Source organism: Vibrio sp. 1078-1, assembly GCF_033340475.1.
Map to the genome: position 1 here is coordinate 259657 of NZ_JAWOWM010000003.1, position 23074 is coordinate 282730.

Annotated in this window: 25 protein-coding genes; 12 read left to right on the forward strand and 13 right to left on the reverse strand. The window is 43.5% G+C overall.

From position 1 onward, the window contains the following. Positions 1–81 precede the first annotated feature (81 nt). Positions 82–945 (reverse strand): DUF6279 family lipoprotein, encoded by an 864-nt coding sequence (locus tag R7190_RS08150; protein ID WP_186585443.1) that lies wholly within the window; start codon positions 943–945, stop codon positions 82–84. A gap of 261 nt (positions 946–1206) precedes the next feature. Here R7190_RS08150 and R7190_RS08155 point away from each other — a divergent pair, with 261 nt between their 5' ends. After that, the gene (locus tag R7190_RS08155; protein WP_005373524.1) at positions 1207–1380 is read left to right on the forward strand and encodes a hypothetical protein; all 174 of its coding nucleotides are present in this window, start codon (positions 1207–1209) and stop codon (positions 1378–1380) included. 90 nt (positions 1381–1470) lie between these two features. Here the strand turns inward: R7190_RS08155 and R7190_RS08160 are convergent, their stop codons facing one another. Then, positions 1471–2085: a response regulator gene (locus tag R7190_RS08160; RefSeq protein ID WP_031777156.1), complete on the reverse strand. Its 615-nt coding sequence runs from the start codon at positions 2083–2085 to the stop codon at positions 1471–1473. A gap of 4 nt (positions 2086–2089) precedes the next feature. After that, on the reverse strand, positions 2090–3826 hold the full coding sequence (gene narQ / locus R7190_RS08165; RefSeq protein ID WP_025767926.1) for a nitrate/nitrite two-component system sensor histidine kinase NarQ: 1737 nt from the start codon (positions 3824–3826) through the stop codon (positions 2090–2092). A gap of 247 nt (positions 3827–4073) precedes the next feature. Between narQ and napF the strand changes: the two genes are divergently transcribed. From napF to R7190_RS08195, 6 genes are all read left to right on the forward strand, one after another. Then, positions 4074–4559: a ferredoxin-type protein NapF gene (napF, locus tag R7190_RS08170; RefSeq protein WP_082240183.1), complete on the forward strand. Its 486-nt coding sequence runs from the start codon at positions 4074–4076 to the stop codon at positions 4557–4559. A gap of 47 nt (positions 4560–4606) precedes the next feature. Then, a complete protein-coding gene (locus R7190_RS08175; RefSeq protein ID WP_005373535.1) occupies positions 4607–4915 on the forward strand; it encodes a chaperone NapD in 309 nt (102 codons plus the stop codon). Beyond that, a complete protein-coding gene (gene napA, locus R7190_RS08180; RefSeq protein ID WP_005389060.1) occupies positions 4912–7401 on the forward strand; it encodes a periplasmic nitrate reductase subunit alpha in 2490 nt (829 codons plus the stop codon). The genes R7190_RS08175 and napA overlap by 4 nt, the downstream gene beginning before the upstream one ends. A 78-nt stretch (positions 7402–7479) precedes the next feature. Further along, positions 7480–7935 carry a nitrate reductase cytochrome c-type subunit gene (locus R7190_RS08185; protein WP_005389061.1) on the forward strand — a complete coding sequence of 152 codons (456 nt, stop codon included), beginning with the start codon at positions 7480–7482 and terminating at the stop codon, positions 7933–7935. A gap of 28 nt (positions 7936–7963) precedes the next feature. Next, a complete protein-coding gene (locus tag R7190_RS08190) occupies positions 7964–8542 on the forward strand; it encodes a NapC/NirT family cytochrome c (RefSeq protein WP_005373542.1) in 579 nt (192 codons plus the stop codon). Between the two features lie 11 nt (positions 8543–8553). Continuing rightward, on the forward strand, positions 8554–8688 hold the full coding sequence (locus R7190_RS08195) for a TIGR02808 family protein (RefSeq protein WP_005373546.1): 135 nt from the start codon (positions 8554–8556) through the stop codon (positions 8686–8688). A 170-nt stretch (positions 8689–8858) separates the two neighbouring features. On the opposite strand, the gene phaC is transcribed toward R7190_RS08195, so the two are convergent. From phaC to R7190_RS08215, 4 genes are all read right to left on the reverse strand, one after another. Further along, positions 8859–10634 (reverse strand): class I poly(R)-hydroxyalkanoic acid synthase, encoded by a 1776-nt coding sequence (phaC, locus tag R7190_RS08200; protein ID WP_017819891.1) that lies wholly within the window; start codon positions 10632–10634, stop codon positions 8859–8861. A 66-nt stretch (positions 10635–10700) separates the two neighbouring features. Continuing rightward, the gene (locus R7190_RS08205) at positions 10701–11048 is read right to left on the reverse strand and encodes a phasin family protein (protein WP_005373550.1); all 348 of its coding nucleotides are present in this window, start codon (positions 11046–11048) and stop codon (positions 10701–10703) included. 44 nt (positions 11049–11092) lie between these two features. After that, positions 11093–12301 carry an acetyl-CoA C-acetyltransferase gene (locus tag R7190_RS08210; protein ID WP_186585610.1) on the reverse strand — a complete coding sequence of 403 codons (1209 nt, stop codon included), beginning with the start codon at positions 12299–12301 and terminating at the stop codon, positions 11093–11095. A 12-nt stretch (positions 12302–12313) separates the two neighbouring features. Beyond that, entirely contained in the window at positions 12314–13054 is a 741-nt protein-coding gene (locus R7190_RS08215) for an SDR family oxidoreductase (RefSeq protein WP_186585444.1), read from the reverse strand. Between the two features lie 739 nt (positions 13055–13793). On the opposite strand from R7190_RS08215, the gene R7190_RS08220 reads away from it, so the two are divergent. Both R7190_RS08220 and R7190_RS08225 read left to right on the forward strand, forming a co-directional pair. Further along, on the forward strand, positions 13794–14414 hold the full coding sequence (locus tag R7190_RS08220; protein WP_186585445.1) for a LysE family translocator: 621 nt from the start codon (positions 13794–13796) through the stop codon (positions 14412–14414). A 15-nt stretch (positions 14415–14429) separates the two neighbouring features. Further along, positions 14430–14696, forward strand: a complete 267-nt coding sequence (locus R7190_RS08225) for a hypothetical protein (protein ID WP_186585446.1) — start codon at positions 14430–14432, stop codon at positions 14694–14696. A 58-nt stretch (positions 14697–14754) separates the two neighbouring features. Here the strand turns inward: R7190_RS08225 and secF are convergent, their stop codons facing one another. From secF to R7190_RS08245, 4 genes are all read right to left on the reverse strand, one after another. Then, entirely contained in the window at positions 14755–15657 is a 903-nt protein-coding gene (secF, locus tag R7190_RS08230; protein WP_005373567.1) for a protein translocase subunit SecF, read from the reverse strand. A 2-nt stretch (positions 15658–15659) separates the two neighbouring features. Beyond that, positions 15660–17498, reverse strand: coding sequence for a protein translocase subunit SecD (gene secD / locus R7190_RS08235; protein WP_186585447.1), 1839 nt, complete (start codon positions 17496–17498; stop codon positions 15660–15662). A gap of 164 nt (positions 17499–17662) precedes the next feature. Then, a complete protein-coding gene (locus R7190_RS08240) occupies positions 17663–18142 on the reverse strand; it encodes a hypothetical protein (RefSeq protein ID WP_005373572.1) in 480 nt (159 codons plus the stop codon). Positions 18143–18310: 168 nt separating this feature from the next. Continuing rightward, a complete protein-coding gene (locus tag R7190_RS08245; protein ID WP_138940091.1) occupies positions 18311–18979 on the reverse strand; it encodes an SH3 domain-containing protein in 669 nt (222 codons plus the stop codon). A 103-nt stretch (positions 18980–19082) separates the two neighbouring features. Here R7190_RS08245 and R7190_RS08250 point away from each other — a divergent pair, with 103 nt between their 5' ends. Then, the gene (locus tag R7190_RS08250; RefSeq protein WP_017635183.1) at positions 19083–19631 is read left to right on the forward strand and encodes a hypothetical protein; all 549 of its coding nucleotides are present in this window, start codon (positions 19083–19085) and stop codon (positions 19629–19631) included. Positions 19632–20157: 526 nt separating this feature from the next. On the opposite strand, the gene R7190_RS08260 is transcribed toward R7190_RS08250, so the two are convergent. Both R7190_RS08260 and R7190_RS08265 read right to left on the reverse strand, forming a co-directional pair. Continuing rightward, the gene (locus R7190_RS08260) at positions 20158–20781 is read right to left on the reverse strand and encodes a class I SAM-dependent methyltransferase (RefSeq protein WP_005373579.1); all 624 of its coding nucleotides are present in this window, start codon (positions 20779–20781) and stop codon (positions 20158–20160) included. Positions 20782–20786: 5 nt separating this feature from the next. Next, positions 20787–21242: an Lrp/AsnC family transcriptional regulator gene (locus tag R7190_RS08265; protein ID WP_186585449.1), complete on the reverse strand. Its 456-nt coding sequence runs from the start codon at positions 21240–21242 to the stop codon at positions 20787–20789. A gap of 148 nt (positions 21243–21390) precedes the next feature. Here R7190_RS08265 and R7190_RS08270 point away from each other — a divergent pair, with 148 nt between their 5' ends. Both R7190_RS08270 and R7190_RS08275 read left to right on the forward strand, forming a co-directional pair. Next, positions 21391–22317 carry a DMT family transporter gene (locus R7190_RS08270; protein ID WP_017635181.1) on the forward strand — a complete coding sequence of 309 codons (927 nt, stop codon included), beginning with the start codon at positions 21391–21393 and terminating at the stop codon, positions 22315–22317. Positions 22318–22411: 94 nt separating this feature from the next. Continuing rightward, a complete protein-coding gene (locus R7190_RS08275; protein WP_064369362.1) occupies positions 22412–23074 on the forward strand; it encodes a flagellar brake protein in 663 nt (220 codons plus the stop codon).

A 23074-nucleotide genomic window follows, 5' to 3' on the forward strand; every position in this document is an offset into this window, starting at 1 on the left:
TAGCTCAATAAGAATTTGCTTTGAATCATTTTTTGATAAGAAAGGCTTTTGCGCTTTGCTTTCGCTCATTGAGGTATGAATTTAATCTAAAAGTTCCTCAGCCAGTACTCGCCACTCTTTAACCTTTTCACGAAAATGACGCCATTGCTTATCGGTCATCGAACGAGAAACATCTAATGTCAGTTGATCAACCAATGCAAAGTTAGAATCAATATTCAGAGAAAGCTGCTCACTATAATAACTCTCTGGCTCGAACAAGAGTCGCATAAATATATCTTGATAAGTCACAACATTAGATTTGTTGTCGAACAAGTATTCGAGCTCTTGATATACCGTGGCTCGATAATCTCTCCATAAAGGGCTGTTTAAAATAACTTGCTGAGAAAATCTTTGAGCTAATTGACGCTGATTTCCTGATAGATTCCCCAGCCATTCTTCCATCCACTCTTCAGTGTTATCCAGAATAATTTCACGCACTTCGTCTTCTGTCTTATCGGCATATTTTGCGTTTCGCTCTTGATAATGTTCTTGTACATTACTCAAAAACTCGCGTTCTTGCTCTTTCGTTAATTGCAAACTTAACGCAAAAAGATCTGGTGCTGCTTTGCTTACCACTCTATCGTAATGCGCTCGCATTCTATCTCGATTTTGTTGTAAGTAATTTAAGGTGATATCGCTCGCTTTTAATCTCTCAAGGTCTTTTAAATGTTCGATATATAATGGTAACTCCTCTTTCTTGTGCCAGTCTGCCAACAATAATAAGCGCTCTTCCACCAGGACTTCTTGTTCCCCTTGCAACGAGACATAGTCCTCTAAGTAATCGAGCACGAACCAATCGATATTGCTGTATAAAAACTTTTTCGCACAACCGGCAAGCAGAAATACGAAACAAAATAGAAGGCCATAACGAAGCGCCTTATTAGGTACATCCTTTAATTTAGTCACTTATTCGTATTCCCTTTTCTGTTGATTAAGTTCTATACTCAACCTGTATCACTTAGTATTGCGGCAAACTTACACCAGTGTGACAAATATTGATTGCCACCTTAATAATATATAGAGTTTGAAATTAACTTTTTGATCACAGCTATCCGCAAAAAAGTGAGTTAGAGCGCAATTATCGGCTAAAAAACGTACCGAACGACGCTCCCTATAACGGCATATAATTTGCATGGATGTTTTTTGGATGGTTTATGGAGGCGAAGTATGGCAGCCGCTGAGCAACTTGATACCAGTGTAGAATATGAGATTCGATATTTTGAACAGGGGAAAATGCACTGCATGAGAGTCATTGCTGAAAGCAAAAAAGTGGCTTATCAGTACTATTTGGAGTGTGGTAAGCACAACAGTGACTTGTACTCTATTCGCCCAGACAAGTAAAAAAACCGCCTGTTAGGCGGTTTTTTTACTTGTCAGAATCAATATAACTATTTGATTTTATTTATCATTACAGATTCAAATCCAACAATGTTATTTGATGTCGCCAAAGCGCTCAAGATAAAGGACGGTTGCTGCAGTACGAGAAGGAACTTGAAGCTTTTTAAGTAAACTCTTCATATGTACTTTAACCGTAGACTCAGAGATAAAAAGACGATCGGCAATTTGCTTGTTGCGGAAACCTCTTGCCACCTCTCTTAAGATCTGAGATTCACGATCGGTCAGTGTATCAAACACGTCCTCTTGCTCTGAGCGTTCACTCAAATACTTAGAAACTTCTTGGCTGTATGCCTTGTCCCCTTGATGCGCTTGTTTTAGCAACTCAACCAACTCATCAGGCTCAGTGTCTTTCAATAAATAGCCATCGGCACCACTTCGAACTATTGCTTCTATATCTGCTGGGCTATCTGAAACGGTTAGAATGACAATTCTGGCTTCACAGCCATCTGCACGCAGTGCTTGCAAAGTATCAAGGCCAGACATGCCTTTCATATTAAGATCAAGAAGTACAAGATCCAGTTCCAGCTCATGCGCTTTCGCTACTGCATCCGCGCCATTACTTGCTTCTGCAATAACCTCAAACTCAGGCTCAAAGCTTAAAAGCTGGTGGATACCTCTTCGCATGAGTGGATGATCATCCACCAGCATTACTTTACACACTGTCACTGTTTACTTCCTTACTATGTTGGAATTCTAATTTTACGGTACAACCTTTGTTTATCGATGCTTCGATGTGAAGATCGGCATGCAGTCTAGCGGCCCGCTCTTGCATGATACTCATACCGTAATGATTTAATTTTTCGTCTTGATGTTCAAAGCCTATTCCATCGTCGCTAACGGTTACTGTGACTTTTCCATCATTATCGAGACATTGAATGTGAATATTATCTGCTTGCGCATGTTTGATAGCATTAATTGCCGCTTCTCTTATCAACTGTAGTAAATGAACCTGCTGATGTGCGTCCAGTTCAGTTGATGAAAGTCTATTTTTTAGCGTAATGTCCGCAGCAGTTTGTTCACTGAGCGTTTCAACCATGTCTTGCAATGCTTGGCCAAAACTGCCCTCTTTAATCGTAAGACGAAACGTCGTCAGTAATTCGCGTAACTGCGTATAAGCCGCAGATAAGCCCGTATCTAGCTCAGCAATAACTTGATTAGCCTGCGCGATCGCCTTTTCGTCAGGCAAGTTCTTTACGCTTCTCTTTAACAAAGCGACCTGAATTTTTAAGTAAGAGAGTGCTTGAGCCAATGAATCATGCAACTCCCGAGCAATAGTGGCTCGCTCTTCCATCAGCAGAATTTGTTCTGCTTGGCGCTGCGCCCGATTGTAATACACGGCGCGTGATAAAATCTGCACGAAGTTGTCAATAAGAGCCTCGTTCGGACAAGGTAACCCTGCTTTCCAATATAAATAGCCCAAGTGCTCACCATCTAGCATCAGGGCTTTACCGTGGCAATCTTCATCACAATCTTGGCAGCATTCTTCTCCTTCCATCAATATCCAGCTCGGTTCTCCCAGCTGCTCGATTTCAAGTTTGACCGCTTTAATGCCCTCAAGACTGACGATATGCTGCAAAATCGCCTGGAAATTGTCTTGATTAATACGCGACGCCGTGAGTTCTTTTGACGAGTCATACAGCACCTCTAAAGACTGGTTGGCATGCTGCAATTTACGTGTTTTCTCATCAACCGCTTGTTCTAATCCTCGGTACAACTTACCAAGGTCTGTCGCCATCCGGTTAAAGGTTCGAGTCAGTATTCCCATTTCATTGTCGCTAGATACATTGAGCGATATATTGAATGAGCGATTTTTAATTTGCTCGCTAGCAAAAACTAAGGCACGCAGAGGCCGAACAACTTCGAGGCGCACAAAATGAACGACAAACATACTGACACAAAGGATGCCACCCAACCCTAACCCGCCGATCCAGGCTAAGTTAATCAGTTTTTGCTCCGAAAAGCTTTGCAGCTTAAATACAAACTCATCGATTTGTTCAACAAAACCGGCCACTAGGAGTTGATATTCTGCCGGGTTGTCTCCTCTCAGCACCGCCTTGAGTTCATGCCATCTGATAATAAGACGGTAGTAATCGTGAGTGATGTCTTCAGGCACAGACCAATGCTGAAGCGCTTTCATTGAAGGTGAATATATCGAATGTTCAAATGCGTCAATATGTGAAGAATAGTCAACAGATTTAACCTGAATATCATTCGCCAGACGGTAGCTTTGCATTCGCATCGAGCCAGCAACATTGACGGCTTCAGCATCGTTCAAACTGGACGCTAACGTAAAAATCGCAAAACCAGTCGTAGCGACTGAGAGCAGCAAAATAAGAAGCATCGCGGACGCAATCGTGCGCGTCACTGACTTTTTCACATTTTTAAACAATCTGAGTTCCTCGCCCATTAACAATCCTATTTGTACGTGCAATGAACCCATTACCTTTCAACTTTATCAATATGTGATCACCTGCGACGGAATTTATTGATCCAAAACAATATTGCATACCATTTACCCCCTAAGAGGTATTTATACAAATATGTCAAAAACTACAATTTCGTTAGTTTAAATGACAGTTTATTAATGAAAATTGTGGACTATGCTTAGTTTGGGTTCCAAGTTTCGAGGTGACTAAGTGGTAGACCTTTCCAGAAGAAGACTCTTTGCAAGAAAAGCGCACCCCGACAACGCCGTACGTTTGCCTTGGTTAACTAAACCGCAACAGTTTACGGACGATTGCACTCGCTGCGGTAAATGCATTGAGGCCTGTGAAACAAAGATTATAACCAAAAGTGATGGCGGATTCCCCTCGGTCGATTTTTCCATCGATGAATGCACATTTTGCTATCAATGTGCAAACGCCTGTCCTGAGCCCCTTTTCTTGCCAAAAACAGAACAACCTTGGCAAGCAAAAGCAAGTATCAACGATAACTGCTTAGCAAAACAAAATGTCGAATGCCGAAGCTGTGGGGATATGTGCGACCCGATGGCAATTCAGTTCAAATTAGAACTGGGGAAAGTAGCACAACCCAATTTAGACCTTGATGAGTGTAACGGCTGCGGCGCCTGTGTTTCAGTGTGCCCGACTTCATCCATCAATGTGAGCAATATAACAGCCTAAGCCGAATGTCGTTGGCCAAAGGCAATAAAAATAAATGAGAGAGCTATATGTCACTAAATGAAGTGCATATTTCAAGTTTGGTAGTACATGTGCTGCCGGAACATTTGGACGAAATCAAACAAAAGATAGAAGCACACGAAAATGCGGAAATCTATGGTGACAGTCCTGAAGGCAAGATTATCGTCGTACTTGAAACTGAGAACCAAGGTTTCATCACAGACACTATCGATGCCATTAACAATTTACCGAACGTCTTAAGCACGGTATTGGTTTATCACCAAATCGAAACTGGGCTTGAAGAAACGGATGAAGAAGACACTGGAACACAACATTCCCAAATCGAGGGTGAAGTATGAAAATGACAAGACGTGCGTTTGTGAAAGCAAACGCGGCTGCATCAGCTGCTGCTGTCGCAGGTGTGACACTACCAGCATCTGCAGCCAACCTGATTGCAAGCTCTGATCAAACCAAAATCACATGGGACAAAGCACCTTGTCGTTTCTGTGGTACAGGCTGTTCTGTTCTTGTTGGCACTCAAAACGGCAAAGTGGTAGCAACACAGGGTGACCCAGAAGCACCAGTAAACAAAGGTCTGAACTGCATCAAAGGTTACTTCCTTTCTAAGATCATGTACGGTCAAGACCGTCTAACTCAACCGATGCTACGAATGAAAGATGGCAAATTCCACAAAGATGGTGAATTTACACCTATCTCTTGGGATGACGCTTTCGACATCATGGCTGAGAAATGGAAAGCTTCCCTCGAGAAAAAAGGCCCAACAAGCGTAGGTATGTTTGGCTCAGGCCAATGGACAGTAATGGAAGGCTACGCTGCATCAAAGTTAATGAAAGCAGGCTTCCGATCAAACAACATTGATCCAAACGCTCGCCACTGTATGGCTTCTGCCGTTGTAGGTTTCATGCGCGCATTCGGTATCGATGAGCCAATGGGTTGTTACGATGACTTTGAGAACGCAGACGCTTTCGTTCTTTGGGGCTCAAACATGGCAGAGATGCACCCGGTTCTATGGACTCGCATTACTGACCGCCGCCTAAGCCACCCTCACGTTAAAGTGAACGTGCTTTCTACTTACTACCATCGTTCATTTGAGTTGGCAGACCACGGCTACATTTTCAATCCTCAGTCTGACCTTGCAATTGCTAACTTCATCGCAAACTACATCATCGAAAACGATGCAGTAAACTGGGACTTCGTGAACAAACACACGAACTTCACTCAAGCAGACACTGACATCGGCTACGGTCTACGTGACGATGATCCGCTACAAAAAGCAGCGAAGAACCCGAACTCTGGCAAACTCACTTCTATCTCATTCGAAGAGTACAAGAAATCAGTAGCGCCATACACAGTAGAGAAAGCATCTGAAATCTCTGGTGTTGAGAAAGAGAAGCTTATCGAGCTTGCGAAGCAATACGCGGATCCAAACACGAAAGTGATGTCTCTATGGACAATGGGCATGAACCAGCATACTCGTGGTGTATGGATGAATAACTTGGTTTACAACATCCACCTACTAACCGGTAAGATCTCGACTCCGGGGAACAGCCCATTCTCACTAACGGGCCAACCATCAGCATGTGGTACCGCTCGTGAGGTTGGTACGTTTGCTCACCGCCTACCAGCGGACATGGTGGTTGCTAACCCTAAACACCGTAAGATTGCAGAAGACATCTGGAAACTGCCAGAAGGTACGATTCCACCAAAACCTGGCTTCCACGCCGTATTGCAAGACCGTATGCTGAATGACGGCGTTCTGAACTGTTACTGGGTTCAATGTAACAACAACATGCAAGCCGGTCCAAACATCAACACAGAACGTCTTCCAGGTTACCGCAACCCAGAAAACTTCATCGTTGTGTCTGACCCATACCCGACAGCAACAGCACAAGCAGCAGACCTTATTCTTCCTACCGCAATGTGGATTGAAAAAGAAGGTGCTTACGGTAACGCAGAGCGTCGTACCCAAGCTTGGTACCAACAAGTGGGTACAGTCGGTCAAGCAAAATCGGACCTTTGGCAACTAATGGAGTTCTCGAAACGCTTCAAAATGGAAGAAGTATGGCCTGAAGAGCTTCTAGCGAAAGCGCCTCAATACCGTGGTAAAACAATGTACGACGTACTTTACCGCAATGGTAACGTCGACAAATTCCCTATCGAAGAAGCTCGTGAACTGAATGACGATGCTCACCACTTCGGTTTCTATGTTCAAAAAGGTCTGTTTGAGGAATATGCAACATTTGGCCGTGGTCACGGGCATGATTTGGCTCCATACGACCGCTACCACCAAGTACGTGGTCTACGTTGGCCTGTTGTTGATGGTAAGGAAACACAGTGGCGCTTTAAAGAAGGTTCAGACCCATACGCGAAAGAAGGCTCTGGTTGGGACTTCTACGGCAATGCTGACGGCAAAGCGAAGATCATTTCCGCGCCATACGAAGCGCCACCAGAAGTACCGAACGATGAATTTGATATGTGGTTATGTACTGGTCGTGTTCTTGAACATTGGCACACAGGCACCATGACTCGTCGTGTACCTGAATTATACAAAGCAGTACCAGACGCAGTGTGTTACATGCACCCAGAAGACGCAAAAGCACGCAATGTTCGTCGTGGTGAAGAAGTACTCATGGCAAACAAACGCGGTGAAGTACGCGTTCGTGTTGAAACTCGCGGTCGTAACCGTCCGCCAAAAGGTTTGGTATTCGTACCGTTCTTTGATGCACGTATTTTGATTAACAAGCTTATCCTAGATGCGACTGATCCACTGTCTAAACAGACAGACTTTAAGAAGTGCCCAGTCAAAATCACTAAGATTGCTTAACCTTCAGATACTGAATGCTACGGCCGTCATTATGGCGGCCTAATAAAGAATTTAAGCCATAAAGGCGGAGATGAAATGATGAAAAAATTACTTGTCGCAGTTTTATCTGTAGGTGCGTTAGTGACAGGCATTGCGCAAGCTGAGTTGGATAATCCAGGTGGTATTGGAGGTCTAGAATCTTTACGTGGAATGTCTCAATTGGAAGATACGCGTCCAGCAGACGAGTTCAAAGACTTCCCTAAAGATCAAATTGTTGAAGACAGCTATGTTTATCAACCACCGTTGATCCCACACAGCATTCGTCACTACGAAATTTCGTTAAATGCTAACAAGTGTCTTGCATGCCATAGCTGGAAAAATGCAAAAGAGTCAGGTGCGACTAAAATTAGCGTAACGCACTATGTAAACAGAGAAGATGCGGTACTGGCAGATATGTCTCCTCGTCGTTACTTCTGTTTGCAATGTCACGTTCCACAAACGGATGCAAAACCACTAGTGGAAAACGAGTTTAAGGCAGTCGATTCGCTTCAGTAATTGAAACGCGAGTACTAAGAGGTTACTTATGAAAATACTTAAAGCGTTTTGGAAGAGACTGTCGAGCCCGAGTAAAGCTGCCGCTGGTGTGGTTTTATTTCTAGGCTTCGCTGGTGGCCTTCTATTTTGGGGCGCATTCAACACAGGTATGGAAGCAACCAACACAGAAGAATTCTGTTCTGGCTGTCACGCGCCGATCGTTGCTGAAATTCAAGAAACAATTCACTACTCCAACCGTTCTGGTGTTCGTGCGATTTGTTCAGACTGTCACGTTCCTCATGAATGGACGGATAAGATCGTTCGTAAAGTACAGGCATCTAAAGAGCTATTTGCACACTTCGTAACGAAGACGATCGATACGCCAGAGAAGTTCCAAGAGCGTCGTGGACACCTCGCAGAACGAGAGTGGGCACGTATGAAAAAGAATGACTCTCTTGAATGTCGTAACTGTCATGAGTTTGATTTCATGGATTACTCTCAGCAAGGATCACGTGCGGCAGAACAACACTCCACCGCTCTAGCTTCAGGCGAGAAAACATGTGTAGACTGTCACAAAGGTATTGCGCACAAACTACCAGACATGAGCGGCGTTGAAGGCTGGCACTAAGGAGACTTACCATGAGTACATTAGAATCTGTAATTTGGCATATCCTTGGCTACAGTGCTATGCCAGTGATTATTCTTTCCGGCTTTGTGGCGGTAGCAGCAATCTCTCTCTGGCTGCTGTCATTTGGTAAGGATAAAGAGGTGTAACGTAACACATCTCTACTCGTCAACTAGCCTATTTGTTGACACTGAGCGCCGAGCAAATGCTCGGCGCTTTTTATTTATTACTCAATGGTACTTGCCAACAATAAACAAGCAATCATACATAAAAAAAGCGACCATAAAGGCCGCTAAGATTTACTGCTATAGGGAGTTGTTTAAGATTCTTTTACTGGCAGAACCTGTTTGACGTATTGTCCTGGCGCCTCATCAATAACCGGATGGTTTTCTGAGCCAATAGGGAAAGGCTCAACTTGCTCTTTAGGGTTGAATTGGAGTAACCACTCGTTCCAGTGTGTCCACCACGATCCCTCTTTGTGTTCCGCGTTATTCAACCACTCATCAGCAGAGTCATCCAAATTATCGTTCAACCAATAACCATACTTATTTTTAGCTGGAGGGTTCACGATGCCCGCAATATGACCAGACTCACCGAGGACAAACGTTTTGTTACCACCCGTGTTCAGCGCACCACGGTAAGTTCCCTGCCATAACGCAATGTGGTCTTCTTTCGTTGACACAAAATAGCTAGGAATTTTGATCTTATTGAGATCAATCCATACTCCACCAATTTTGACGCCTTTATCTTGCACCAGCTTGTTCTCTAAATAGAGCTCGCGAAGCAAGAAATTGTGAGATGCAGCGCTGACGTTGGTGCTATCGCTATTCCAGTACAACAAGTCGAAATCAACCGGACTGTTACCCTTCAAGTAATTGTCGACGTAGTAGTTCCAGTACAAGCTGTTTTCACGCAGTAAACTAAACGTCACGCTTAAGGAACGGCCGTCCATATACCCTTTTGCGTTATTTTGCGCTTCAATTGCACTAACAATGGTGTCATTGATATACGCGCCGACTTCACCTGGTTGAGAGAAGTCGAGCAACGTGGTGAAGAAAGTGGCAGACTTAATGCGCTTCTTCATACGTTTTGCAGCGTAGTACGCAACCGTGCTTGCTAAAACAGTACCACCAATACAGTAACCAGCGGCATTGATTTGCTCTTGTCCTGTTATATCTTCAATTGCAGCGACGGCTTTCACTACGCCTTCTGTCACGTAGTCACCAAACTCTATGTGCGCTTGTGCCTTGCCTGGATTGCGCCAAGACATCATAAATACACTGTGCCCCTGCTCTAACAACCATCGAACCATTGAGTTCTTTGCCGTTAAATCAAGGATGTAGTATTTATTGATGAAAGGTGGGACGATGAGCAGCGGCGTCGCATTCACTTTCTCTGTTAGAGGTCGATATTGAATCAACTCAAACAATTCGTTTTGAAAAACCACATTGCCCTGTGTCGTCGCAACGTCATCTCCCACGCGGAATGCATTGTTATTCGTCATACGAATTTTTAAAATGTCTGCGCTCGACTCAACGTCTTCTTTCAACTGCTCTAAGCCTGCCAGTAAGTTTTGACCGTTTTGCTCAAGTGTCAGCTTCAAAAGCTCTGGGTTAGTGGCGATGAAGTTGGAAGGAGAAAGGGCGTTAATGGCTTGGCGAGAGAAAAAAATAATACGTTCTTTCGTCTTTTCATCTAAGCCTTCCAAAGACTCGATGGTGTCCAGATAGGTCTTACTAAATAAAAGGTAGGATTGTTTGATGAAGCTATACATGGCTTCATTTTGCCACGCTTCGTTTGAGAAACGCTTATCCCCTTTTTCAGCTTCGACGATTTGTGCTTGGTTCCCTGCCAATGCAACATTCTGCCAAATTTGCAGCTGCTGTTCCCACCACTGTGCTTGCAGCTTTAAAATCGCAGCAGGCTGATTCGCAGCTTGTTCGAACAGTTTGGCAGTATCCTCAAAGTTCACTTCTTGCATGGCCTTGTTTAAAGGAGAGTTCACGACTGCCTTGTTCACTTCGAAATCATGCCACCACTGATGATTGGTTTCCTGAAGCTTCACAAGATAGTCCGAAAAGAAGTGTTGAAACATAGTCTTACTCCTATATTCGGAAAAAACAACGCCGCCCAAATCTAGGGGCGGCGAGAATCGGACAAATTACGCTGGAGTAACAGTCTTTAGATTTTCCGAAGTCATTTTCTCAACGTCTTCTTTGAACTCTTTTGCAATCGCTTGAAGCTTGTTGCTGTCATCCATCATTTGTTGAGAAAGTTTAGTAAGTACGCTTAGTTGCTGACTGTTGAAAGCAGTCAATGACGTTACGTCTTTGATTTCTGTCGCTGCTTTCATCTGGTTTAGACCCACTTCACTGTATGTGCGAATGGCGTTCAATTGAAGCTCGGTCAACACTTCTACGTTTTTTGTCACTAGCTTGTTGAACTTCAAGTAAGGTTCTAGATTTTTTTCAGTTTGATCGCTAAATGTTTTGAAGAAATCTGTGTACATGGTTTGTCTCCTAGAGAAAGAATTAAAAATGTCCTTTTAAATAATTACTTAACTGTCTTTACAACCACAGCCGTGCCCATGCCGCCGCCCACACAAAGTGAAGCAACGCCATATTGACTATTTTGCTTATGAAGCTCGTGAACCAGCGTGACTAAGATTCGGTTTCCAGATGCACCAAGCGGGTGTCCTAGCGCGATAGCACCACCGTTAAAGTTCGCTTTATCTTGAATCGCGTTAACTGGAACTTGGTTTGTTTCCGCCAACTGATGAATCACGCCAAGTGCTTGCGCTGCAAATGCTTCGTTTAACTCGTAAACGTCGATGTCGTGTACACTGAGTTCCGCTTTTGCGAGTGCTTTATTGACGGACTCAACAGGACCTAGGCCCATGATCTTCGGATCAAGACCCGATTGCGCGTAGCTTACGATCTCAACAAGCGGCGTTAATCCATGCGCTTTAACTGCGCTTTCAGACGCCACGATAATCGCACTCGCGCCATCGTTAATACCTGATGCATTACCCGCAGTCACAGTGCCTTCGCGGTCAAAAGCAGGACGTAGCTTGATTAAGGCTTCCATTGTCGCGTTCGCTTTTGGGTATTCATCCGTATCAAACATCACGGTTTCACGGCGTTGCTTTACTTCCACTGGCACAATTTCGTCTTGAAATTTGCCAGCTTCGATAGCGGCTACCGCTTTCTGTTGGCTAGACAGCGCGTATTCGTCTTGCTGCTGGCGAGTTAAGCCGATTTGTTTTGCTACGTTTTCTGCCGTCACACCCATGTGATATTGGTTGTAAACATCGGTTAAACCGTCCGCTACGAGCAGATCTTTTAGCTCCAGATTGCCCATTTTGTTGCCATCACGAATACTGCTTGGTGCGGCAAACGGAATCTGAGACATGACTTCAACACCCGCTGCAACAACGATCTCAGCATCGCCACTACGGATATGGGACACGGCATCCATGACCGTTTTCATGCCACTACCGCAAACCATGTTTACGCCATATGCAGGAACAGATTCAGGAACCCCCGCAAACAGTGCCGCTTGGCGGCCAACACCCATTCCTTGACCTGCACCAACAACGTTGCCAACAATCACTTCGTCAACCTTGTCGCCGGGCAACTTTGCCGCTTCCAACGCGCCTTTAATCGCTACTGCTGCCAGATCGCCAGCAGAAGTATTTTTCAGGCTGCCACCAAAAGCACCAATTGGAGTACGCTTCGCCGCTACGATAAATACTTTTTCCATCATCTTCTCTCCTTAGTGCATGTATAGGCCGCCGTTCACCGACAAAGTCTCTCCGGTGATGTAGGCGCCCGCATCGCTGACCAAGAAGCTCACTGATGCTGCAATTTCTTCTGGTGTCGCAAGACGTTTCATTGGAATTTGGTTCGTGATGGATTCCAGCACTTCTGGCTTCATTTGCTCAACCATTGGCGTACCCGTGTAACCCGGAGCGATAACATTAACTGTCACACCCGAGCGAGCACCTTCGTATGCTAAGGCTTTAGAGAAACCGATCATCCCAGCTTTCGCCGCCGAGTAGTTTGCTTGACCAAACTGCCCTTTAAGACCATTGACTGAAGAGATATTGATGACACGACCACCGCCTTTTTCGCACATTGCAGCAAAGAGGGGTTGCGTAACGTTGAATAAACTATTGAGGTTGGTATTGATGACATCATTCCAAGCTTGCGCAGTCATCTTTTTAAACACGCCATCACGTGTGATTCCTGCGTTGTTGACAACAACATCAATGGTTCCTTCATCCCCAAGCAATTGCGCCAATTTCTCTGCACACTCTGTCGTGTTTGTTACATCCAACTCAAAAAGGCGAACCTGATCTTTGGTAAACCCTTTGCTGTTGAACCACTCCAGCGCACATTCGTAGTTACCTGTGAAATATGTAGCGATTACACGGTAACCGTCATTGACTAATTGAGAGGAAATAGCAGAACCAATTCCGCCTTTTGATCCAGTGATCAAAGCGACTTTCTTCATTGAAGACTCCATTCTTAACGGCATTTTAAAAGCAAACTTAATACACTGATGAAATAGTTCACCAACTGACGTGTTTATTTATTCTTTTGACAACCAATCCCGTGCTGCCTTTATTTTAAGTTAACCTAGAAATATTACATTTCAAATAAAAAACTCACCCAATTGCATAAGATTGATTTAGATCTCATTACCCGTGAAATGTTATAAAATGGTTAATTTTACATAAGTCATTGTTTTAAATCACACTTCCACAAAAGCCACTCCAACAGAAATAGAAACATAATTATTAAATATCATGAACTTACATACAGAATGGTAGACGTTACATTGTGTCATGATTTAAGATCTGAATTTTAAGCCTATATGATTACAACAAACTTGAGATTAGAATAATAATTCAATTATCAGTAAAAATAATTATCAAACATATCATTTAATTACTGCATTTAATGACAATTTAGTTATCAACTCGATTATTTTAATACAGTGAGAATTAATAACGATAAAATATAAGAAATTAAATATATTCAATCTAAAAATGATATAAGAGCTTGTCTCATACTGGTGCATTACGCACTATTATGACGCATAGATTAAAATATAATTTCATTTTAAATTTATATATTCGAAGAACATCAACTAGCTACTAGTGAAAGTAATCGCTCGCTTTGTAGTAGCATCCTTTTCCACTTTGCACTATCTTTGTGGCTTCTCTTTAATCACTAAATCATCAACAGATATGAATCTTGCATTGCTCAGTATGTTCATCCCTACTTTCTTTTTTGTCTCAATCACGCCTGGTATGTGCATGACTCTCGCCCTAACGTTAGGTATGAGTATCGGTTATCGTCGCACGTTATGGATGATGATAGGAGAACTTCTCGGTGTCGCGCTGGTGTCAGTCTCTGCGGTGTTAGGTATCGCTGCGATTATGCTCAATTATCCTTGGATGTTTATCGCGTTAAAGTTCATTGGTGGCGGTTATTTACTCTATCTTGGAATTGAAATGTGGCGGTCGCGAGGGAAACTTGCGATTAATGTCGACAACTTAGAAACACCAAAGAGTGACAATATCGCACTTATCATGCAAGGCTTCGTTACCGCAATCGCAAACCCAAAAGGCTGGGCATTTATGATTTCTCTTTTACCGCCTTTTATAGACCAAAACGCAGCACTTGCACCGCAACTGATCATACTTGTCTCCATTATTTTACTGTTTGAGTTCATTTGCATGTCTCTGTACGCTACTGGTGGTAAAGGGTTGAAACACGTATTAGGTCAGTCTAAGAATGTACGCCTAATGAACCGTATCGCAGGCACTTTAATGATGGGAGTTGGTGTCTGGTTGCTACTAAGCTAAGGCAAACTGGAAACAATGAAAAATATTCTGAATAAAATCGCTAAAGTCATGGGTGAAGTATTGGACTTTCAAGCCCGAGTTTGGGTTGTGAACGTCTATAGCGGTGAGCATAAAGGCGAGTCTTATGTCGTTAATGAAGATGCTTTCTCTGTACCTCTTCAGTGGATGAAGAAGAAAGGCTACCAAGAGTCGATGTTGAATAAAGTCGAAGCAATGAAGCGCTCACAAGTCTTAGAGTTCGATTTGGGACTTGAGAAACATCGTCTGATGCGCGTGAAATAAGCACAAAAAAGCGCCACTCAAGATGAGTGGCGCAAGCACTTTTACCTTAAAAATAATGCTACGGCGCTGCGTCAATCTCAACTGGAAGATAATGTTTCGGCTCCAGTTTCAACCACTCCGGCAGCACAGTACCAATCGAAATCGAAGACCATGTACCCGACAGAACGCCAATAAACATGGCGGTTGAGAAACCAGCCAAAGGCGCTCCTCCCATAATCCATAATGCACCAACAGTGATCAATGTCGTACCAGATGTCACCATAGTGCGTGAAAACGTCGCGATAACAGCTTGGTCATTGATGTCTTCTGTTTTCCAACTCTGTTTCGCAATCAACAGCTCACGGATTCGGTCTGCAATGATGATCGAGTCATTCAATGAGTAACCTAAAATTGCTAACACCGCTGCAAAAACGGTTAAGTTGAACTCCATTTGAGTAATTGCAAAGAAACCAAGCACTAAGATCACATCATGGGCCAAAGCAAATAGTGAACCACTCGCTAAACGCCATTCAAAACGGAAACACAAGTAACCGAGAATACTCAACACACAAATCAACAATGCTAAGCCACCTTGTTCAAACAAGTCTTGGCCAACTTGAGCGCCAACTATACTGTTGCTGACAACATCAACTTGGTGAGAGATTGGCTTCAACACCTCTTCTACACTTGGCAACGTTTGTCCATCTTCCGGCGCAGAGTAACGAATCACCCAACGGCCATCTTCACCAGAGCGTGTCACTGACGCAGATTCACCAAGCTTTGGTTGCAGAACGTCAAGCAGATCATGGTTAGTTAGCTGCTTATCTACCTTTACTTCTGTCACCATACCGCCAGTGAAGTCCAAACCTAGGTTCAACCCTTTAAAGCCTAGAGCGACGATCGCGATCACCGTTAAAATGATGGAAACTAGCGTAGTAAAGTAGCGAATTTTACGAATATTTTGTTTTAGCATTTCGACCATGATTAAACCCTCACATCACGACGGGCATCGCGGCCCCAAATTAAATTGATCATTGCTCGAGAGGCAAATACGCCTGTAAACATACTGGTTAACAAACCTAATCCGAGTGTTAAGGCAAAGCCTTGGATTGGGCCATTACCGATGGCGTACAAAATCACGGCGGTGATCATGGTAGTAATGTTGGCATCAAGGATGGTCGAGAATGCGCTGTCAAAGCCAAGGTCAATCGCTTGAGCGAAGCTGCGACCTTCACACATTTTGTCCTTAATACGTTCGAAAATAATAACGTTGGTGTCCACTGCCATACCGACGGTTAACACTAAACCGGCAATACCCGGAAGCGTTAGAACCGCTCCTGGTAACAAGGCGATTAAGCCAAGCAAACAAAGCATGTTGGCACAAAGCGCCACGTTTGCTACCCAACCTAAGCGGCGGTACCAAAGTGCCATAAAGGTCAGTGTTAAACCCATACCTAAAGCCAGTGCTGCAAAACCGTTTTCAATGTTTTCTGCACCCAGAGAAGCACCGATTGTTCGCTCTTCCACAATAGTAACCGGCGCAGTTAGTGAACCCGCTCGAAGTAATAGCGCTAACTGCTGTGCATCGTCCATGCTACCTGCACCAGTAATACGGAACTGGCTACCAAGTTGAGATTGAATAGTTGCGACGCTGATAACGCGCTCACTACGCTCAGTTACACCGCGATCGTTTGTTTTGTACTCTCGGTAAACGGTCGCCATTGGCTTGCCGATGTGAGTTGCTGAGAAGTCACTCATTTTCTTACCACCAGCGTGGTCAAGAGAAATATTTACCTCTGACATGCCCATTTTGTCGACACCAGCACGAGCGTTCACGATGTGCTCGCCCGTTAGAACTGGTCGTTTTGCCAAAATCACAGTACGACCGTCATTATCTTGAAGAACAAGATCTTGGCTGCTGTGTGCTTGGCTCGCATCTTTCACTTCATAAAACGCCAAGCTTGCTGTTGCACCAATAACGTTTTTCGCTTGAGCAGGATCTTGTACACCAGGGAGCTCAATTCGAATGCTCTCTTTACCTTGGCGTTGCACTAGTGCCTCTGTGATACCAAGTTCTTCAATACGACCACGCATGATCTTCAGGTTTTGTTGAAGAGTCGACGATTGAAATTCTTGGATATTTTGTTCACTCGGTTCAAGCACAAAGCCACGAGATGAACTTTTTGAAATCCAGCCCGGGTAGTTTTGACGCAAAAACTTGTTCACTTCCGACAATGCTTGCTCGCTGTCACTGTTTACCGTAATTCGGTTGCCACTTTCTGCTCGAACTTGCACACCACGAACACGTTGATCACGTAGGTTCGCTTTGATTTCATCAATCAATGCATCACGTTGTTCTTCAAACGCTTTATTCACATCAACATTCAACAGAAACTGAACGCCACCACGAAGGTCAAGACCGAGCTTAATTGGGCTAAAGCCCATCTCATTCAACCATTCTGGCGCAACCGATACGTATGAGAAAGTGATGCTGTCGTCTTTATTTAGCTCTTTGTTTAACAACGCACGAGCTTTACTTTGCGCATCTTCACCATCGAATACAATGGTTGTTTTGCCGTCTTTTTCGATGATTTTGTCGGCTGAAATATGGTTGGTTTTTAGCAGTTGATTCAGATGAACAACCGACATTTCACTGTTGTTTTGATCCGCAAACGTCAACTGGATAGAAGGCTGTTCGCCAAACCAAGTTGGTATAGCACTTAGGGTTAAAATAATGACTGTCGTGATTAATACGACATATTTCCAAGCTGAGTAGTGATTCATCAGCTTTCTGTTCTTTTGCTGCTTTGGCGTTTTTTTCATGTAAACATCATCCCTTCACAATGAAGTGAAGCTTTTAATAACAAGGCTTAACACACGACAGATGCTCCCAGAATAAATTCAGGGTATGAAATGCTCAGAACGCTCACGTCCTGTCGAATACAATCGTCGTGTTAAGAGTGCACAATGGTGCAAATAGATGGTGTTTAGGCAGAAAACTGACTATTGAGTGCGACGTACATGGCATTGGTCTCTTTCCAACCAGAAATGCGATGATCGCTTGTGAAATGATAAAATGTGGACTGGTTGTGACGCCAGTTAATGTCCATCAAGCTGTATGCGTAACCCGCATCAGCATAAAACGGAGTAGTGAGATCGCCGACAAAATCTACGTGCTCGTCATCAAGCCCTTCCCGTAAGTAAGACGTCCAGCGCTGAGAGTTAAACAAAGCAACGGAATCGAGACTTGCATGGCCTTCAGATACTGGAGATTGAGAGCTTTCTTCTGAAACTTCAGAAAAATCGACGGAAGAGTTTGGCGATACACTTACGGCTACAAAAGGTTGTAGCTTAGAAAAGTGCGGTACGTGAGCCTTGTGGTCGATTTGCGCAGCAGATACATGCACTGGTAGCAATACCATTGCAAATAGCAGCAAAATCAACTTTCTAAGGTAAATCCAAGGCATAGGAACTCACTAAAAACACAAAGAGCCAAGTTAGGTCACTTGACTCGTTGATAGTATTCCTATTGATTATGGTTCACAACTAAAAAGTTATAAATCTCTGATTTCAGGTTTGCATCGTTATTGCATTTATCAAAACGTCTTTAGAAAACTAGTGTAATTGGTGGTGAGTTATCGATAAAAAATATCGCCCTTATCAACATCTAAGTAGATCTTGTTCTCTTGCTCCAAACCGCCACAATAGATGAAGTAAACGTTGCGCTTTTTGAACGTCACAGAACGAACCCAGCCTCCGAGCTCCTCAAAATCACTCGGATCACAGGTTTCATCGTCTAACAATTGCTGTGTTTTCTTACGGAAAATATCCAAGTGAACTTTTAAATCATCCGACTTCTGTAGGTATTCATCCAATATCTCTAAGCGCTCTTGCTCTTTAATAACTGGCTCTGCATCAGATAACCCTTCAGCATTCAACCATTCGGCTTTTTCTTCTCCACCCTCTTCATAGACAAGATAGCCGGAGATTCGGTACCACCCATCTACTTTTTCTAACACCGATACTTTTTCTCCCTTATAGAGCGTATCGACAACTAAAGCATTAGGGTTAGGCTTATTGTAAACATTGACACGACGCTCAATAACGTAGTACTCGGTAACTTCCGGGGGAACGGCTTCTAAATCCAGAATCGGTTTGGATGTTTCTTTTTGCAGTGACGATTGCTCGACTTGTGTAGTCTTTGGTGCTTCAGGTTCATCTTTCTGCATAAAGAAGAAATAGTATCCAGCCCCCGCTCCGCCGAGCAACAGCATGACAATCAATGCGACGAGAATTTTCTTCATGCCCTTTTCCTTTTCATTCTTTATTCTTATCCCACCAGCAGCACGCATGTCGTAGAAATTTGGGTATATACTCAAAAGAGCAGGTCAACTAACGCGAGCAATAATGATCAACAGACTCAATTGGATACTACTATTTCTTCTGTTCCCGATAACGGGGCACGCCAATATTCAATGTAACCCATCGTCGTGGAATGACAATCTTACCCAATTCAATCGTTTAGAGTCCAATTACAATCAGCATGTTGAGGTATTCAATACACTTTTGACCGAACATAAACAGCGTCAGTTATTGTCCGAAACCTTTTCACTGCATGAGCTCGTGCTACTTTGGCGTGCCAAGTCGAACCAAAATGTGTTCAAAGCGCAATTAAAAGCATCGATTCAATACAAAGAAGAGCTCACAACTAAAGCGAATCAGCTGCTTAAATTGAGCACACAATCCCAATGGTCAGCAAATGGGTGGGAGATACTGGCCCAGAAGTGCCGAGAGTCAAACAAAACAGCCAATCAAATAACTGCGGAATGGTATAACACCAACGCTTTGGAACTTGCTGAAGATTACAAGCGCCTCTCTTCACAATATCAAACTCTGTCACAAGTCTATGATAAAGAAGCCCGAGCGCTTCAATACGCTCAAGATGTTTCGAAGTAAAAACAGAGCCAGTTTTGAATAGACGATGTTGGTTTTTCACTCCAATATTGGACGTTATTCGTGCTTTTTATCTTTCCTTAGTCGTGAATGATATCAAATGTAAATAATGGGATTGTTCCCTTTGACAAACTTGACTAAACCATGACCAAGACAATCAATTTATAGAGACATGCGTCACATTAATGCTTTACTTATGGACATTTTTTGGTTAGTTTAGCCATTAATAAAATTTAATAAAAAGTCACATTTGGCTGGAGATGATGCTACAAACATGGTTATCAATCGATTAAGTAACAGGGAATGTCCTAATGCTACCAAAGCCAAGTTTTTGTCAGTAGTTAGGCACGTAAAAGAGTTCGGTTCAATCAGTGATTTGGATCTGTGTAAAATCTTCGGAGAAACAATATGGAGTGATGGGAGGGAATACCATTCAGCCGCGTTCTCATTCAAGGTTGATAGATACACAGGTAACTGTGAAATCTCACAATACAAAAACCAATAAGGCTTAAGAATTTATTAAGCGGAGTCAGGAAACGGACTCCGCTTTTTTGATCATGGCAATCGTAAAGTCGTGCTCGGAGTATCCCTCAATCAATCGTGTATTCGGACACAGCAATCGACAATAGCGAAAGACACCTTCTTTATTGTGCGACGCTAACATTTTCATGCTGGGTAGTTTGGATTCATCCAACAAGTTAAACACACAACCTTTCTCTGTCGCTCGGTACATTTTATCAATCATTTCAATGGTATGATTTGGGTTGGTGGATTGATAGTTCAATGATCCGGAAGCAAAAACAAAATCGCAACGAGGCAATACCAACGTTGAAAAGTCGCCACATATAAACTTACTTTGCGTGCGAAAATCTCGTTTTCTGGCTTCAGAGATAAACTGTTTTTGCTGATCAATGCCAATATAGCTTTGAGGAAGCCCCCCCGTAAGTTCGATAAACGCTAACAAGTCTCCGTAGCCGCACCCAATATCTAAAATACTTGAACCGTCTAACGTTAACCCTCGGCACAACGCCTCAAAACGGCTGATCTGACTATACTTATCTGCCCATCCCAGAGTTCGGGCTCTGTCTTTACCAAACTGTCTATATCGCTTTCGATGATAGTGAGCAATCTTAAGTCTATCGAAAAATTTCATCTTTCTTATGCATAAATCGGCAAACTGCCATTTCCTTTCACTTGTCTAATCGCCAGGTGGGTATGAATATCTTTCACATTTTCTAATCGCTGTAACTTTCTAGTAAATGTTTCATAGCCAACGAGGTCTTTGCTGACCACCTCTAACAGGTAATCATAGGCCCCTGATACGACATGGCATGAGATCACTTCATCCATCTCAACAACGGCATGTTCAAACTCATCAATCGAAGAAGCTTGGTGGTTATTTAAACTCACTTCAACAAATACAGTCATCGCGATGCCTACAGTGTCTCTGGACACAATAGCTCGATAACCACTAATTACACCTTCCTGCTCCAAACGCTTAATGCGCCTTGCACAAGGTGATGCCGATAGCCCTACTTGGTCAGCAAGTTCTGCAGTTGTCAGAGTGGCATCCTTCTGCATTAGGTTGATAAGTTGCCTGTCAATTTTATCCATTTATTCTTCCGTGCCTTTAATCACTAATAATTAACATTTATACGCAATTTATCACCAACATCAAGCCTAATTACGTCAAACTTTGCCTCCCTTTGGCAAGAGTTTTATTCAACAATTAACACATCATTTACAAATGGACATGTCGATAATGATCTTGGGATACGCAGCTATATTAACGACCTTACTGCTTTGGTCTGGTTTCTTTATTTCTTTAAAAGGGGGCGCAATTTCTGCCTTGCAGCCAGCCGATATCGCGTTAGTTCGCTTTCTCATCCCAAGTATAATTTTATTACCATTTGTGATTAAGCATAAACAGTCGCTGCGCGTAGTGCCTAAACGCTACCTGGTTGGTGTTGTGGTTGGAAGCGGCCTTCCCTATCTTCTGGTCGTCGGAACGGCTATGCATTTCGCTCCCGTGGCGCACGGCAGTGCATTAGTACCTGGCACTTTGCCATTGTTTGTTTCTGCTATCGCGGTACTTTGTTATCAACAGTCGCTGAGTGCTCACCGCTTAATCGGGCTTTCTACGGTGCTGTTAGGGATTTTCGTATTCCTTCTTTCTAATAGCGGCGCAGAGTACAACTGGTCTCAATTACAAGGGCATATCCTGTTTCTAACTGGCAGCATCATGTGGGCTGCTTTCACCATCAGCGCTCGTGTCGCCAATCTTAATGCACACGTCTGTGCAGGATTCGTTGCAATCGCGTCTTTGGCTCTGCTCATTATCGCCGTTGGTTTCGGGTGGGTAGACAGTTATTTGGTGGTAACACCGTTCAGCCAGTGGCCATGGGAGGAGTTATTTGGCCACGCGATGCTACAAGGTGTTGGCGCAGGTTTAATCGCTTCTTTCACTTTCATTTATGCAATTAGGATCATCGGTGCCGAAGCCAGCGCTGCTTTTGGTTCATTAACTCCAGTCGTCGCGACACTTCTTGCCGTTCCAATTTTTGGTGAACAACCAGATTCTCTCACTTGGTTAGCGCTGATGTTGGTCACATGCGGCAGTATTGTGGCAAGCCAAATCTTTATGAAAGGTGGAATGAGCCAAACTTATCGCCCACCACTTCACAGATAGCGATGATTTTACAAAAACTTATGCCTTACTATCTTGAATAACAAAATGGCGTTTTGATAGCCTCAGCTCAACTAATAATTAAAACGCCAATGTGATGCCAGCCACTCATACTAAAGATGAACTGCATAGGTTTCTCAAACCGGGAATGAAACTTTCTACTAATTTCGAATTTGGGCCTAAGGATCAATATACGTATTCCACCACCTATCTGGGGATGAAAGAAAATGCTTATTTGATTCTTGATATACCAATGCGTTTGCTTGAAGAGCAAGTGATGAGAAAACTCCCCAACGCCGATGTCATCGTGCGTGGTGTATCAGATACGGAGTTAGGCCATGTCATTGCGTTTAAGTCCAGCGTACTGACGACGACCGTTCGACCATCCCCCCTTTTGTTTATCCGCATTCCAGGAACATTTGCAACCAAACCAGTTCGGGAACATGAGCGTTACAAGTTGCAAATGGACTGTAACGTTATTCATGCAGGGAATGTCTACGACGGTAGCCTTATCGATTTCTCTCTAGCAGGTGTTGGTATATCAACCTTGATTGAGCCCGAATTCAACGTGGGTGAGAGTGTTACCATCGAATGCCCGTTAAGCCACTATATCGGAGAAGAAAATCGATGTGTCATTGCCAACATTAAGAAATTGGTGAAGGGATGGGTAGTTGGAATTAAGTTTGCCAGTCCCATTGCGATGACTCACGAACTAAAAACAGAGTTACTGGAGCAATCCTTTCTAACCAGTAACGTCTGA

Bases quoted from the DNA above. Each gene is read 5' to 3' on its own strand.
- R7190_RS08155 (WP_005373524.1), top strand. From the start codon at position 1,207: ATGGCAGCCGCTGAGCAACTTGATACCAGTGTAGAATATGAGATTCGA.
- R7190_RS08160 (WP_031777156.1), bottom strand. From the start codon at position 2,085: ATGCTGGTGGATGATCATCCACTCATGCGAAGAGGTATCCACCAGCTT.
- R7190_RS08175 (WP_005373535.1), top strand. From the start codon at position 4,607: ATGTCACTAAATGAAGTGCATATTTCAAGTTTGGTAGTACATGTGCTG.
- napA (WP_005389060.1), top strand. From the start codon at position 4,912: ATGAAAATGACAAGACGTGCGTTTGTGAAAGCAAACGCGGCTGCATCA.
- R7190_RS08185 (WP_005389061.1), top strand. From the start codon at position 7,480: ATGAAAAAATTACTTGTCGCAGTTTTATCTGTAGGTGCGTTAGTGACA.
- R7190_RS08190 (WP_005373542.1), top strand. From the start codon at position 7,964: ATGAAAATACTTAAAGCGTTTTGGAAGAGACTGTCGAGCCCGAGTAAA.
- R7190_RS08195 (WP_005373546.1), top strand. From the start codon at position 8,554: ATGAGTACATTAGAATCTGTAATTTGGCATATCCTTGGCTACAGTGCT.
- phaC (WP_017819891.1), bottom strand. From the start codon at position 10,634: ATGTTTCAACACTTCTTTTCGGACTATCTTGTGAAGCTTCAGGAAACC.
- R7190_RS08205 (WP_005373550.1), bottom strand. From the start codon at position 11,048: ATGTACACAGATTTCTTCAAAACATTTAGCGATCAAACTGAAAAAAAT.
- R7190_RS08210 (WP_186585610.1), bottom strand. From the start codon at position 12,301: ATGGAAAAAGTATTTATCGTAGCGGCGAAGCGTACTCCAATTGGTGCT.
- R7190_RS08215 (WP_186585444.1), bottom strand. From the start codon at position 13,054: ATGAAGAAAGTCGCTTTGATCACTGGATCAAAAGGCGGAATTGGTTCT.
- R7190_RS08220 (WP_186585445.1), top strand. From the start codon at position 13,794: ATGAATCTTGCATTGCTCAGTATGTTCATCCCTACTTTCTTTTTTGTC.
- R7190_RS08225 (WP_186585446.1), top strand. From the start codon at position 14,430: ATGAAAAATATTCTGAATAAAATCGCTAAAGTCATGGGTGAAGTATTG.
- secF (WP_005373567.1), bottom strand. From the start codon at position 15,657: ATGGTCGAAATGCTAAAACAAAATATTCGTAAAATTCGCTACTTTACT.
- secD (WP_186585447.1), bottom strand. From the start codon at position 17,498: ATGAAAAAAACGCCAAAGCAGCAAAAGAACAGAAAGCTGATGAATCAC.
- R7190_RS08240 (WP_005373572.1), bottom strand. From the start codon at position 18,142: ATGCCTTGGATTTACCTTAGAAAGTTGATTTTGCTGCTATTTGCAATG.
- R7190_RS08245 (WP_138940091.1), bottom strand. From the start codon at position 18,979: ATGAAGAAAATTCTCGTCGCATTGATTGTCATGCTGTTGCTCGGCGGA.
- R7190_RS08250 (WP_017635183.1), top strand. From the start codon at position 19,083: ATGATCAACAGACTCAATTGGATACTACTATTTCTTCTGTTCCCGATA.
- R7190_RS08260 (WP_005373579.1), bottom strand. From the start codon at position 20,781: ATGAAATTTTTCGATAGACTTAAGATTGCTCACTATCATCGAAAGCGA.
- R7190_RS08265 (WP_186585449.1), bottom strand. From the start codon at position 21,242: ATGGATAAAATTGACAGGCAACTTATCAACCTAATGCAGAAGGATGCC.
- R7190_RS08270 (WP_017635181.1), top strand. From the start codon at position 21,391: ATGATCTTGGGATACGCAGCTATATTAACGACCTTACTGCTTTGGTCT.
- R7190_RS08275 (WP_064369362.1), top strand. From the start codon at position 22,412: ATGCCAGCCACTCATACTAAAGATGAACTGCATAGGTTTCTCAAACCG.